We start from the raw sequence: 13,846 nt of genomic DNA on the forward strand, positions 1-13,846 counted from the left end.
ATCAAACCCCTACCTTAACGGTAATGTGACAAGTACGCTTAGTAATACGATCTGCACGGCCTTTAGCACGTGGCATAATACGTTTAAGGCTAGTGCCTTCATCAACGTAAATCGTAGTAACCTTAAGGTCGTCTACATCTAAACTGTTATTGTGTTCAGCGTTTGCAATTGCAGATTCCAATGCTTTTTTAACCAAAACTGCAGCTTTTTTGTTGCTGAAGTTGAGAATATTAAGCGCGTGAGCAACAGATTTGCCACGGATTAGGTCTGCAACCAAACGAGTTTTTTGTGCCGAGATAGCGGCACCGCGTAATTTAGCAGTAACTTCCATCATAGCACCTTAACGTTTAGATTTCTTGTCAACACCGTGACCACGATAGGTACGAGTTGGCGCGAATTCACCAAGTTTGTGACCAACCATATGTTCAGATACGATCACTGGAACATGGTTACGGCCATTATGTACAGAAATTGTTAAACCAACAAAATCTGGGAGGATCATCGAACGACGCGACCAAGTTTTGATCGGCTTACGGTTATTAGCCGCGATAGCCGCTTCAACCTTAGCGAACAAGTGCGCATCGACGAATGGGCCTTTTTTCAGAGAACGAGGCATTGTCAGATTCCTTTACTTGTTACTTAACGCGACGGTCGCGAATAATCATCTTAGTCGTACGCTTATTGGTACGTGTCTTGTACCCTTTAGCTTTTTGACCCCATGGGCTTACAGGTTGAATACCTTTGCTACGACCTTCACCACCACCGTGCGGGTGATCTACTGGGTTCATCGCCATACCACGAACGGTAGGACGAACGCCACGCCAGCGTGCTGCACCTGCTTTACCAAGTGAACGAAGGTTGCTTTCTTGGTTAGAAACTTCACCAAGAACTGCACGGCACTCAACGTGAATTTTACGCATTTCACCAGAACGTAAACGAACGATAGCGTAAGAACCGTCACGACCCAACAACTGAACTGAAGTACCAGCAGAACGAGCTAATTGCGCGCCTTTACCGATTTTAAGTTCGATGTTGTGAAGAGTAGAACCGATAGGCATGTTGCGAAGCGGTAAACAGTTACCTGGACGAATTGGAGCATCGTTACCAGATTGAACTTTATCGCCAGCGCGAAGGCCTTTAGGCGCGATGATGTAGCGACGCTCACCATCAGCATACAATACTAGTGCAATGTGTGCTGTACGGTTAGGATCGTATTCAATACGCTCTACAGTTGCAGGAATACCATCTTTGTTACGCTTAAAGTCAACTAGACGGTAGTGCTGCTTGTGACCGCCACCAACGTGACGAGTCGTGATGTGACCGTTGTTATTACGACCACCAGTACGTTTTTTAGCTTCAACCAACGGAGCATAAGGCGCACCTTTGTGAAGATGGTCGTGAACGACTTTCTCTACAAAGCGACGTCCAGGAGACGTTGGCTTACATTTTTGAATTGGCATAATTCTCGTCCTTATTCCGCTGCGCTTTCAGCGGTATCGCCCAAGTCAGCCATTTCAACATCTTGGCCAGCTTTCAGGGTGACGTATGCTTTTTTAACATCAGAACGACGTCCTAATGTTTTACCAAAGCGTTTAGTCTTACCTTTAGTGATCGTTGTGTTAACTTTAACAACTTGAACACCAAACAATTGCTCAACAGCTTTTTTGATTTCAAGTTTGTTTGCATCAAGTGCAACTTTGAAAACTTGAACACCAGCAGTTTCGCCTAAAACTTGTGCTTTTTCTGAGAATACAGGTCCTTGTAGGACTTGATAGATACGTTCGTTGTTCATCCGAGTTCTACCTCAATTTTCTTAGCAGCAGCTACAGACATAACAACTTTATCGAACGCAATCAAGCTAACAGGATCGATAGCAGCAGCATCAACCACATCAACGTGTGGAATGTTGCGCGCTGCAAGATATAGATTCTCATCTACAGATTCTGTAACGATCAATGCACGAGTAGCATTCAAGTCGTTAAGTTTTGCAAGCAACTCTTTAGTTTTTGGAGCAGCAACAGCAAACTCTTCAACCAATACAAGACGATCTTGGCGAACAAGTTCAGCTAAGATACATTGCATTGCACCGCGATACATTTTGCGGTTAACTTTTTGAGACCAATCTTGTGGGCGAGCAGCAAAAGTTTTACCACCACCTACCCAGATTGGGCTACGAATAGAACCAGCACGAGCGCGACCAGTACCTTTTTGACGGAATGGCTTTTTGCCACCGCCAGAAACGTCTGCACGTGATTTCTGAGCTTTTGAACCTTGACGGCCACCAGCTAAATAAGCTGTAACAACCTGGTGTACAAGAGCTTCATTGAATTCACGACCGAACGCAACTTCTGATAATTCAACAGCAGAGCCGGAAACAGTATTTAAATTCACGTTATTTCCCCTCAGGCCTTGATCGTAGGACGAACAGTTACGTCACCACCAGTAGCGCCAGGAATCGCACCTTTCACTACTAAAACTGAACGTTCTGCGTCGATAGATACAATTTCTAGACCCTGTACAGTTACGCGCTCAGCACCCAAATGGCCAGCCATTTTTTTGCCTTTGAACACGCGACCAGGAGTCTGGTTTTGACCTGTAGAACCCAGAACACGGTGAGAAAGTGAGTTACCGTGAGTCGCATCTTGCGTACGGAAGTTCCAACGCTTAACACCACCTTGGAAACCTTTACCTTTCGACTGACCAGTTACGTCAACAACTTGACCAACTGTGAACATGTCTACACCGATAGTTCCACCAACTTCACGACCTTCAAGATCAGCTTCTGTTGCACGGAATTCTTGAACTAGACGACCAGCAGCAACACCCGCTTTCGCGAAGTGACCTTTCTGAGCATTAGTTACGCGAGATTCGCGACGTTCACCAGTAGTGATTTGAATCGCTTGATAACCATCAGTTTCAAGCGTTTTGATTTGAGTGATGCGGTTAGGATCAACCTCAATCACTGTAACAGGCACAGAAACACCAGCATCTGTAAAGATACGTGTCATACCGCACTTGCGACCGACTAAACCAATAGCCATGTGCATAAACCTCTAAAAAAGCGGCCTAATTAACTTAGAGCGTTAATTAACCCGAAAGCCTTAACCCAATGCGATCTGAACATCAACACCAGCTGCAAGATCCAACTTCATCAATGCATCTACAGTTTTGTCTGTAGGTTGAACGATGTCGATCAAACGTTTATAAGTGCGGATCTCGTATTGGTCACGCGCATCTTTGTTAACGTGTGGTGATGTTAAAACGTTAAAACGTTCAATGCGTGTAGGCATTGGAATTGGACCACAAACTTGTGCGCCAGTACGCTTTGCTGTTTCTACGATTTCTTGAGCTGATTGATCAATTAAACGGTGATCAAAAGACTTCAAACGGATACGAATTCTCTGGTTAGACATACCAGTAAACTCCAAGCCAAATATATAAAGAATCACTCCTGACGCATCTCACCCAACTAAAAGGTAAGTGTCAAGAGCAGTGAAATATCACTAAGGTCATGATCGATGCCACGACTGTCACGATGTTAACTACTTTATTCGCAGTTAACCCCCTTTCATTAAAGGGTCGCTCATTATAGCCATTGTTTAATGCATAAGCAAATCCATTTTTGATTTTTTACAATATATTCAATTTGTTTGGATTATCAGTAGCTTAAAAAAGCATCAATAGACTGTTTGCCGCAACACATAATCAATTGCACTATTAAGAATTTGATTTCCCTCAATAAAATTTAATTTTGGCGATTTTTTCAATTCGGTTTCAGTTGCCACGTATTCCCCCGAAAACTTATTCAGCTCGTCATCATTTTCTAAAAAGAGTGCCAAGGTTTCTGGCACGATCTCTGGGTGAAATTGAAAACCCAATACATTCTTTCCAATTTGGTACATTTGATTGCGACAGACGGTATTTTCAGCCAAATGTACAGCACCTTTTGGAATTTCAAAAGTCTCGCTATGCCATTGCATCACATTAAACTGTTCAGGCAACTCAAAGCATTCTGTTGGGACGTGCTGGATTTTGCGTACTGTCGCCCAACCCAACTCCTGTTGTTCATTGCGACTGACCGCGGCACCGAGCGCATTGGCAATCAATTGCCCACCCAAGCATAAACCAATCGCGGGTTTTCCTGCGGCCAAGTAACGTCTTAACCAACGCTTCTCGATCTTTAACCATGGAAAATTCACTTCATCATTCACACTCATGGTACCGCCCATAATGATGAGTAAGTCAACATCCTCAATACTCGGTAAGGCCTCTATCTCTAAGGCTTGATCTAAAGGTAAAGCAAAAAACTCTGTTGCACTGATCACTGCACCTTGTTGTTTTAAATATGTATAGCAACTGCCGAACCCTTCACCAGCAATATGCTGAAAATAATGTACTTTTAAATGCGACGTCATGCGCTTATGCCTTCTTTTTTACTATCCTTATCGATGATTTAGCAAAATTGAAGCCAACTTTTTATTTTGTTTACCTTTATTCACATTTATTCAATTTTCTCGCCTATTTAGAAACTTTCTCTTAAGCTAAAAACAATTTATCGCTTTATGATGAGTCGATTCGTGAAAAAAAACCCGCAAACAGCCCTAGTTCATGCACCAAGACAAGCGCCTCAGTACATTTCAACAGTCCAACCTCCCCTGTATCGTGCATCGACGATTATTTTTGAAGATACCGATGCACTATTTAATCGCCATTGGACCGATGACTATGACTATAGTTATGGCACCCATGGCACCCCTAGCACCTTTACATTGGGCGATAACATTGCACAAATTGAGGGTGGAAAGTACTGCCTACTCGCACCAAGTGGATTGTCTGCAATTAATTTGGTGAATTCATGCTTTCTAAGCCACGGTGATGAAGTTTGGGTGGCAGATAATATTTACGGACCAAACATGGAGCATCTTCGTAATCTAGAAAAACGCTATGGCATTGATGTTTGTGTTTATAACCCTATTGATGTGTCCTCTTTCCAACCGACAGAAAAAGCAAAACTGATTTGGCTAGAAGCCGCAGGCTCGGTCACACTGGAGTTTCCAGATTTGGTCGGACTGGTGAAAAAGGCACAAGCGCATCATGTGCTCACTGCTTTAGACAACACGTGGGGCGCAGGCCTTGCCTTTAATGCTTTTGATTTTAGTGATGAGCACTTAAGTGTAGATGTGACAGTACATGCTTTAACCAAGTACCCAAGTGGCGGCGGAGACATTTTAATGGGCTCAGTCGTGACACGCGAACGAGCTTTACATCATCAACTCTTTCGCACGCATGCCATTCAAGGCATTAGTGTTTCTGGGGATGATGTTGCTCAAGTCCAACGCAGTCTAGCGTCAATGCGCGTTCGGTATGCAGCTCAGTCTGAAAGTGCGCTGCAACTCTTGGCATGGCTAAAGGAACAACCGGAATTTGTGCAGGTCTTACACCCTGCCGAGCCTAGTGCTGCGGGTCATTCATATTGGAAAGACATTTGTGTCGATCAACACAGTGCAGGTTTGGTCAGTGTCATTTTCAAGCCTGAATTTGATCTGCAGGATATTCGTCAGTTTTGTGATGCCCTGTCGCTCTTCAAACTCGGCTTTAGTTGGGGCGGTCCTGTCAGTTTGGTGATGCTGTATGACCTCAAAGACATGCGTGCACTTGAGCATACACATTTACAACAAGGTTTATTGGTTCGCTTTTGTATAGGACTAGAACATCCTGCCGATTTAATTCAAGATATAGAAAACGCACTAAAACAACTGAATAACCATCACAAAAAAATCGAATAGGAAGAAGTATGAGCACCCCGATCACCATTGCTAAGAAAACCACGAATACCCAACAAGATGTTGTTCTACACTCAAAGTTTGCCAACCGTCATGGCTTAATTGCAGGGGCAACAGGGACAGGTAAAACCGTAACCCTAAAGGTGTTGGCTGAAAGTTTTTCCAGACTCGGGGTGCCCGTATTTTTAGCCGATGCCAAAGGTGATGTTTCCAGCTTAGCGCAGGCAGGTACATCCAATCCCAAATTTGATGAACGCATTAAAAGTTTAGGCATCGACAGCATTCCCTTTGCTGCATCCCCCGTGGTGTTTTGGGATTTATTTGCTGAACAAGGTCATCCTATTCGTACCACGATTACCGAAATTGGCCCGCTGTTGCTGGCACGTATGCTGAATTTGAATGATACCCAAGAAGGGGTACTTTCTGCGGTATTTCGTATTGCAGATGATCAAGGCATGTTACTGATCGACTTTAAAGACTTAAAAGCCATGATTGGTTATGTCAGTGAACATGCCGCAGAGTTTAAAGCCGAATATGGCAACCTATCTCCTGCAAGCCTTGGCGCGATTCAACGGAATTTATTGGCACTGGCCGATCAAGGCGGTGATCAATTCTTCGGGGAGCCCAGCTTAAATATTCTCGACTTTATTCAGACCGACAGTAATGGTCATGGCTATATCAATATTCTAGCCGCAGACAAGCTCATGAATACCCCAAAGCTCTATGCCACTTTTCTACTCTGGATGCTCTCTGAACTGTTTGAACAGCTACCTGAGGTTGGCGATATGGACAAACCTAAGCTGGTGTTCTTTTTTGATGAAGCGCATTTGCTGTTTGATAATGCCAGCGCAGCACTGCAAGAAAAAATTGAACAAGTGGTGCGCCTAATCCGCTCCAAGGGGGTGGGTATTTACTTTGTCACGCAAAACCCACTGGATTTGCCTGAAAGCGTGTTAGGGCAGCTCGGAAATCGTGTACAACATGCCTTACGTGCCTTTACTCCGAAAGATCAAAAAGCGGTTAAAACAGCTGCAGACACCTTCCGTGCCAACCCTGAATTTAAGGTTGAACAAGCCATCACCGAGCTAGCTGTGGGTGAAGCTCTGATTAGTTGCCTAGATGAACAAGGCACGCCGCAAGTCGTAGAGCGCGCATGGGTGATGCCACCCTACTCGTCTTTCAGTCCCATTAGCTCAGAACAACGTCAAGCCTTGATTTCACAAAGTATCGTGGCAGGCATTTATGAAAAACGCCTAGACCGCGAAAGTGCTTTTGAACTTCTACAAAATAAAGTGGTTGAACGCCAACAACAAGCGGTACAGATAGAGCAAGAGAAACAACAAGCCAAAGAACAAGAGCTGCTCGCAAAACAGCAGGCCAAAGAAGCTAAAACACTGGCTAAGCAACAAGCACGTGAGCAAGAGAGGATTGCGAAAGAACAGCAGAAAGGAGCTGAACGTGAAGCGAAACAGCGTGAGAAGCTAATTCAAGACACGGTCGGAACCTTTGCTAAAAGTGCAGCACGTAGCCTTGGGGGCAGTACGGGACAAAAAATCGTCCGTGGTTTACTCGGCTCATTGTTTGGTCGTAAGTGATCTACTTTTTAAATCTAAAAATCAAAATTTATGGGATATTCATATATCCCATATAAAATTTAAGCTTTTCTTTAAAAGATGTATTTACATTACATCCTTAAAGGTATATTTTAAATACATCTTATAAATGATAGCCAAGAGAGATCAACAATGACTCCGCAGCAAATTGACCTTGTAAAAGCAACTGTTCCTGTTCTTCGTGAAAATGGTGTCGCACTCACGGGTTATTTTTATAACCGTATGTTAGGCAATAATCCTAATTTAAAAGAAACCTTTAATATGGGGCATCAACGCAGTGGCGCTCAAGCACAAGCTTTGGCGGGCGCTGTATTGGCCTATGCAGAAAACATTGAAGATCCTTCAGTATTGCTTCCTGTGGTTGAGCTGATTGCCCACAAACATGTCAGCTTGAATATTCAAGCACCTGACTACAACATTGTTGGGGAAAACCTCCTCCATTCGATTAGTGAAGTTTTAAGTATTTCAATGGAAGACCCATTGATTGATGCTTGGGCTGCGGCGTATGGTCAATTGGCTGATTTATTCATTAGCACTGAAAAAGCGATTTATGAGCAACATCAACAAACCAAAGGGAGCTGGTTAGGCTGGCGCAACTTTAAAATTGCGAAAAAAGTGGTTGAAAGCGATGAAATCACTTCTTTCTATCTTGCCCCTGTGGACGGTGGTGATTTACCAAAATATGAAGCAGGTCAGTACATTTCAGTACGTGTATTTGTTGAGGAACTTGGTCTAAAACAACCTCGCCAATACACCCTTTCAACTAGCCCTCAAGCTGACTATTTACGTATCTCGGTCAAACGCGAAGATGAAAAAGGTGATTTGGCAGGCGGCTGGGTGTCAAATACTCTGCATGGTTTAGCCGAAGGTGCTGAAATTGAAGTGTCTGCACCAACAGGTAACTTCTACCTGATTGACCCAAATAAACGCAATGTCTTTATTAGTGGTGGTGTAGGCCTCACGCCAATGGTGGCGATGCTGAATCAATTGGTGACTTTGGATATGCCAGAGCCTGTGACTTTTGTGCACGCCTGCCGTAGCAAACAAGTGCATGCCATGAAACAACATATTCATGACTTAAAAGCCAAATATCCACGTTTAAGTACCTTTACTGCATATGAGTTCCCACATCAAAGCGATGTTTTGGGTCAAGATTATGATGCGAAGGGTCGCCTTGATTTGAGTACCATTGATAGCGCGATTTTACCTGTTCAAGCAGACTACTACTTATGCGGCCCAATGCCATTTATGGCTGAACAACAAAAAGCCCTAATTGCCCGTGGTGTTCCTGCCGAAAATATTCACAGTGAAGCTTTTGGCACAGGTGGTGTTCATCACTAATCCATGCCATCGGCATAAAATAGAGAGGGTTAGTCAGGTTATGCTAGACTAGCCCTTTGTTTTTTTGCTTATCAACGATCAGTACCCTCATGCAGCTCAATAAATTTACCGATTATGCTTTGCGAATTCTGATGTATGTTTCACAGCCGAAAGCGCTGCCGCATACCATTGCAGAACTAGCACAAGCACTCCAAGTGTCTGAAAACCACTTGATGAAAATCGTACACTTTATGGCGAAACAGCAGTGGATTATTACTGCACGCGGTCGTGGCGGTGGGATTCGGCTCAATCCAGAAAGCCTCCATTTAAGACTGGGCGAGATTGTACGGATCTTGCAAGCGGATCAGAACATTGTGGAATGTAACACCCCGCCTTGCGTACTCCGTTCGAATTGCGGACTCAAAGGGATCTTAGATCAAGCGTTGGATCAGTTCTATCACAGCTTAGACCAATATACCTTAGCAGATGTACTGGGCACTGAAGCTCAAAATAAGTTCACAACCCACTCGCCGATTAACCTGATCAATCTTGCCGATTAAGGTCTTTTATAGACAAGATTACGGACTTTACGCTGCAAAGGTCGATTGCCTGCTCGACTTCCATTATAATGGCTGATTGTAGATCATAAATTGAAGTTGAGTTATGCACCACAGCCGAGGAAAATCCAAAAACAGTAAAATTGCTGCTGCCCCAAAGCAAAAAATTAGCTATGAAAAAAAGGTAGATTCTGCAGTTACTGAATATGCTGTGCGCGCTCTCAACTGGCTGCGTAAAGCAGAGTTTTTAATGAGTGCCCCGAAGCTCAATCTGTGTGTAGAAGATACAGGCTATGAAATTGCCTTTGCGGGTCGTTCAAATGCAGGTAAGTCTAGTGCGATCAACGCCTTAACCAACCAAAAGCAATTGGCTCGTGCCTCGAAAAGACCGGGGCGTACGCAGATGATTAACTTTTTCAGTCTGGGTAATCCTGACCAACGTCTCGTCGACTTACCTGGTTATGGTTATGCAGCCGTGCCTGAAGCAATGAAAATCGTGTGGCAAAAAGAGTTAGAGAACTACCTGATTCAGCGTAAAAGCTTACAAGGCTTAGTCTTGTTGATGGATATTCGTCATCCACTACAGCACTTTGACGTGATGATGTTGGAATGGGCTTATTCACGTAAATTGTTTGTGCATGTACTGCTAACCAAGTCCGATAAACTCAACCGTGGCCCTGCCTCTAAAGCATTGCAAGAAGTTAAAGCCCAATTGAAAAAGATGAAACTGGATTTCTCAATTCAATTGTTCTCTTCCCTCAATAAACAAGGCCTAGAAGAACTGGCAAGTGTAATGGGCGGACGACTGAATTTTACTTTAGACCAAGCCCAACACTTTGACTTAAGCAGCATTCCAGATGCAACAGCCGATGAGCTGGATGCAGACGAGTTCGATGAAGATCCTGAAGCCGTTATGGATCTTGATGCTGAAGACGATGTGGAAACCAAACCACAGCCTGAGGCTTAAGTTTTAAACGCCAACCTAAAAAAGCATCATCTATTGCTGTATCTGTGTCCCCTATTGCTAATCGCAATCGGGGACTTTTTTTATACTGACTTTATTCAGCTCGTGAAAAAATTCAACACATATAAAAATAGGTCAGCATATGAAATTATGGTCTCGATTGAAAAAAAACAAAATTCGTTCCTCTATTGCCTACACAATTAAGCCCCGCAAAGTTAAATTTGAGTGGCAAGATAGTCCTATTGATTGGATTCCCAACCAACCGTTTGCCAGCTATTTCATCAATGAAATTAATATGATCCTGCCCGCAGGTGAGTTCTGGTTCTGCCGCCTCTACAACAAAGTCTTACCGCAAATTAGCGATGAAAAGCTGAAGCAAGATGTACAAGCCTTTATCCGCCAAGAAGCCATGCATGCGCAGGCACACAACTCAGCCAATAAAGAGTATCTCAGCCAAAGAAATATTGATGTCTCCCGTAATCTAGCGTTGATGGATTTCTTATTTGGAAAATTACTGGCCGATAAACCGCTTGATCTCACTGTACCTAAAGCACTTGAGCACCAGTGGGATCTGTTTCGACTCGGTATTATTGCAACAGTGGAACACATGACCTGCGTGCTTGGCAAATATGCACTGTATAACACTGAATGGGAGAAAATGGGCGCTGACCCTGCGATGCTAGACTTAATCAAATGGCACGGCGCAGAAGAAATTGAACACCGTACCGTCGCATTTGATTAGTACCGACATTTAGGTGGAGGCTATATTGCGCGCTATTATTTGAGTCTGGTGGTGATTGCTGCCGTGCTGGGTTTATGGGTCGATGGTGCAGCCCATATTATGAAACAAGATGACCGCTTTAAGTCGATTCAACCCAGTCTTTTTAAACCTTGGATTTGGCGTGAGTGGCTGTCTATTTCTAAACAGAATCATCAAGTTCTGCCAAGTCCACTCTGGTTAATCTCACAGCAATTTGGCTATTTGGTGCCGTGGTATGACCCTGTACACGAAGCCAAAACAGAAGATGCGATTGCCTATTTAGACCAATCCCCAGCGGCTAAACGTGCAATGCTCAAAGTCTCTTAAGTCCCAAAATAAAAAAAGCAGCTTAATCAGCTGCTTTTTTTATTTTAGAGCAAGACTTAAGAAGGATTCGATAAATTGGGCAAAGGCGCATCCAGATCCTTGGTATATCGATCCACCACCACACTAATCATCATGTCGCCTTGTACATTTACCACAGTACGCACGGTATCCAGTAAGCGATCCATCGGCAATAAAATCGCAATCGCTTCAGCAGGAAGCCCAACAGACTGCAAGACCATAATCATGGTGACCATGCCTGCACTTGGAATCCCTGGAGCACCTAAAGAAGCAATCATCGCCGTCAGACACACCACCAACTGTTGACTCAAAGTCAAATCTAGCCCCATCAAGTTGGCAATAAACAAAGCTGCCGCCGCCTCATACAGCGCAGTACCATCCATATTGAGCTGCGTCCCCAACGGAATCACAAAGCCCGCCGTTTGCGGACGCACACCGAGATTTTCTTGCGCACACTTGAGTGATAAAGGCATAGTCGCCGAGCTTGAACTGGTGGCAAAAGCAGTAATTAACGCCACACGCGTGCCTTTAAAAAAGGTCATCGGGTTCATCTTGCCAAAAATCCATAGCAATAGCGGCAAAACCACCAGACCATGAAAAATGGTGGTGCCTGTTACCACGGCAGCAAACTCAGCCAAACGGCTCAATACCGAAATGTCTTCAGTGGCAATCAACTTAGCAAGTAAGGCAAAAATTCCTAGCGGGGCTAGCTTCATCACCCAACCAATCATCAACATCATGATGTCAAAGAACTGTTGACTCAGCTTACGCACGGTACGGAATTTTTCGCCGCCTTTAACGAGTGCCACACCTATGAATAATGCAAAAACCACCACCGCTAAAACATTGCCTTCAGCAAAAGCTTTGAACGGGTTAATCAACGTATTTTGAATAAAGTTGGTAAAGAAAGAAGATGGGGTGAGCGTATCTGGCGTTTGATGAGCGGCCATGGCGTCTTGGAACATGGCGATATCGACACCTTTGCCGACTTCAAATAAATGCGCGCAACTTAAACCCAATATCAGGGCCAAAGTCGTGGTAGTGACACAGCATGCCAGCGTAATTTTCCAAACACGGGAGAGCTGGCCGCCCGCTTGTAAGTTAGATACTCCCACCACAATTGAGCTAAAAATAAGGGGAATCAAGAGCATTTTTAATAAACCAATAAAAATACTGCTGACCACCCCGATTCCATACAAACTCATCTCTAAAAAAGCGGTACCCGGGAAAAGATTTAGAATAAATCCGAAGATGACCCCGAAGATCGCGGCAATTAGAATTTGCGTGTTTAAGCTCATAGCTTCATGCTTTTCAAAGATTTCTTTGGGAAACTATGCCATGTGAACGGACTAGAATCGAGCATTTTTTTGTCACAAGTACTGCACATTTCCCCATATAACTCTCCCAAAAAGATGAGACCATTACAATTGAAGCTCAGCTCTGACCACCTTTCAGTCATAAAGTCGGTCATAAAAAAAGCTGAGTCATATCACTCAGCTTTTTCTGTACTCAGACTTTATTGGGCTTCGATTTCACGGAGCCGAATCAAACCTTCTTGCGTAGTACTACACACCAACTCACCGTTTTGCCACATTCGTCCAAAGTTTAAACCACGTGAACTGGCACTGACTGTGGCATCCATGTCATACAGCATCCAGTCATCCACGCGAAACGGCTTATGGAAATACATAGCATGGTCGATACTCGCACACTGCAAACTTGGCGAAAGATAACTTAAACCATGCGGGCGCAGTGCCGTGGTCATTAAAGTGAAATCTGAATAGAATGCCGCAATCGCCTGATGCAATGAAATCTCATCTACTTCTGCTGCAATGCGGTCATGGGTGCGAATATAGTGCGCATACACAGGTGCTTCAGGCTGCGGTTGATACGGGTTTTGTGGATTGATAGGACGAATTTCCACATGACGATCCCGCATGAAACTTGCACGCACATTTTCAGGCACAAATTCCACCATCATTTTTTTCAGTTCAGCCTCAGACTTTAAAGACTCTGGTGCTGGATACTCAGGCTCACCGATTTGATAATTCAGGCCGTCTTCATTGTCAGCAAAAGACACCATGCACATAAAGATGGTTTTACCATGCTGAATAGCGCGCACTTGGCGGCTGACAAAACTACGACCATCACGAATTCGATCAACTTCATAGATAATCGGTGCGTTCACATCGCCACCAAATAAAAAGTATGCATGTAAAGAATGAGCTGGACGATCCGTCGTATATGACGCTGCACGTAGGGCCTGACCTAAGACTTGTCCGCCAAAAACACGCTTCCCAACCAAATTACGGCTTTGTCCACGAAAGATATTTTCCTCAATTTTTTCGAGGCTCAGTAATTCAACCAACTCTTGGGTTAAGGCATTCATAAGCAACCTACTTAATGGTGAGAGACCAGATTTTTCTGTAAAGTGATGAGGTATGATATCGATATTAAAATCTATTTTGCCATAAATTCAGACTAAAACCCTATAGATTGCTTGA

15 protein-coding genes and 1 pseudogene are annotated in these 13,846 nt (G+C 43.9%); 6 read left to right on the plus strand and 10 right to left on the minus strand.

Features of this window, described 5'->3' with window-relative positions:
* Position 1: 1 nt before the first annotated feature.
* From rplV to HUK62_RS15935, 8 genes are all read right to left on the minus strand, one after another.
* Positions 2 to 331 (minus strand): 50S ribosomal protein L22, encoded by a 330-nt coding sequence (gene rplV, locus HUK62_RS15900; protein WP_004691320.1) that lies wholly within the window; start codon positions 329 to 331, stop codon positions 2 to 4.
* A 9-nt stretch (positions 332 to 340) separates the two neighbouring features.
* Positions 341 to 616, minus strand: coding sequence for a 30S ribosomal protein S19 (gene rpsS / locus HUK62_RS15905; RefSeq protein WP_004281508.1), 276 nt, complete (start codon positions 614 to 616; stop codon positions 341 to 343).
* Between the two features lie 19 nt (positions 617 to 635).
* Positions 636 to 1,460 carry a 50S ribosomal protein L2 gene (gene rplB / locus HUK62_RS15910; RefSeq protein ID WP_004691322.1) on the minus strand — a complete coding sequence of 275 codons (825 nt, stop codon included), beginning with the start codon at positions 1,458 to 1,460 and terminating at the stop codon, positions 636 to 638.
* 11 nt (positions 1,461 to 1,471) lie between these two features.
* The gene (rplW, locus tag HUK62_RS15915) at positions 1,472 to 1,792 is read right to left on the minus strand and encodes a 50S ribosomal protein L23 (protein ID WP_004691323.1); all 321 of its coding nucleotides are present in this window, start codon (positions 1,790 to 1,792) and stop codon (positions 1,472 to 1,474) included.
* Complete coding sequence (rplD, locus tag HUK62_RS15920; RefSeq protein WP_004691326.1) at positions 1,789 to 2,391, minus strand: 50S ribosomal protein L4; 603 nt, start codon at positions 2,389 to 2,391, stop codon at positions 1,789 to 1,791. Before rplD ends, rplW begins: the two co-directional genes overlap by 4 nt.
* 11 nt (positions 2,392 to 2,402) lie before the next feature.
* Positions 2,403 to 3,041, minus strand: coding sequence for a 50S ribosomal protein L3 (gene rplC / locus HUK62_RS15925; protein ID WP_004691328.1), 639 nt, complete (start codon positions 3,039 to 3,041; stop codon positions 2,403 to 2,405).
* A gap of 60 nt (positions 3,042 to 3,101) precedes the next feature.
* The gene (gene rpsJ, locus HUK62_RS15930; RefSeq protein WP_000070912.1) at positions 3,102 to 3,413 is read right to left on the minus strand and encodes a 30S ribosomal protein S10; all 312 of its coding nucleotides are present in this window, start codon (positions 3,411 to 3,413) and stop codon (positions 3,102 to 3,104) included.
* Positions 3,414 to 3,677: 264 nt separating this feature from the next.
* Positions 3,678 to 4,415, minus strand: coding sequence for a type 1 glutamine amidotransferase (locus HUK62_RS15935; protein WP_176538327.1), 738 nt, complete (start codon positions 4,413 to 4,415; stop codon positions 3,678 to 3,680).
* Between the two features lie 162 nt (positions 4,416 to 4,577).
* Between HUK62_RS15935 and HUK62_RS15940 the strand changes: the two genes are divergently transcribed.
* The 6 genes and pseudogenes from HUK62_RS15940 (at position 4,578) to HUK62_RS15965 (ending at position 11,324) form a co-directional block, all read left to right on the plus strand.
* The gene (locus HUK62_RS15940; protein ID WP_176538328.1) at positions 4,578 to 5,786 is read left to right on the plus strand and encodes a PLP-dependent transferase; all 1,209 of its coding nucleotides are present in this window, start codon (positions 4,578 to 4,580) and stop codon (positions 5,784 to 5,786) included.
* 8 nt (positions 5,787 to 5,794) lie between these two features.
* Complete coding sequence (locus HUK62_RS15945) at positions 5,795 to 7,378, plus strand: helicase HerA-like domain-containing protein (RefSeq protein WP_176538329.1); 1,584 nt, start codon at positions 5,795 to 5,797, stop codon at positions 7,376 to 7,378.
* Positions 7,379 to 7,528: 150 nt separating this feature from the next.
* Positions 7,529 to 8,737, plus strand: coding sequence for an NO-inducible flavohemoprotein (hmpA, locus tag HUK62_RS15950; protein WP_062032527.1), 1,209 nt, complete (start codon positions 7,529 to 7,531; stop codon positions 8,735 to 8,737).
* Between the two features lie 89 nt (positions 8,738 to 8,826).
* Positions 8,827 to 9,276 carry an Rrf2 family transcriptional regulator gene (locus tag HUK62_RS15955; RefSeq protein ID WP_176538330.1) on the plus strand — a complete coding sequence of 150 codons (450 nt, stop codon included), beginning with the start codon at positions 8,827 to 8,829 and terminating at the stop codon, positions 9,274 to 9,276.
* Between the two features lie 103 nt (positions 9,277 to 9,379).
* Complete coding sequence (yihA, locus tag HUK62_RS15960; RefSeq protein WP_176538331.1) at positions 9,380 to 10,240, plus strand: ribosome biogenesis GTP-binding protein YihA/YsxC; 861 nt, start codon at positions 9,380 to 9,382, stop codon at positions 10,238 to 10,240.
* Positions 10,241 to 10,379: 139 nt separating this feature from the next.
* Positions 10,380 to 11,324: pseudogene (locus HUK62_RS15965) on the plus strand (metal-dependent hydrolase).
* 56 nt (positions 11,325 to 11,380) lie between these two features.
* Here the strand turns inward: HUK62_RS15965 and HUK62_RS15970 are convergent.
* Together HUK62_RS15970 and HUK62_RS15975 are read right to left on the minus strand one after the other, a co-directional pair.
* Positions 11,381 to 12,640 (minus strand): dicarboxylate/amino acid:cation symporter, encoded by a 1,260-nt coding sequence (locus HUK62_RS15970; RefSeq protein ID WP_176538332.1) that lies wholly within the window; start codon positions 12,638 to 12,640, stop codon positions 11,381 to 11,383.
* A gap of 218 nt (positions 12,641 to 12,858) precedes the next feature.
* Positions 12,859 to 13,731, minus strand: coding sequence for an acyl-CoA thioesterase II (locus HUK62_RS15975; RefSeq protein ID WP_114836546.1), 873 nt, complete (start codon positions 13,729 to 13,731; stop codon positions 12,859 to 12,861).
* Positions 13,732 to 13,846: the final 115 nt, after the last annotated feature.

Source organism: Acinetobacter sp. NEB 394 (assembly GCF_013374795.1).
GTDB classification, from domain to species: domain Bacteria; phylum Pseudomonadota; class Gammaproteobacteria; order Pseudomonadales; family Moraxellaceae; genus Acinetobacter; species Acinetobacter johnsonii.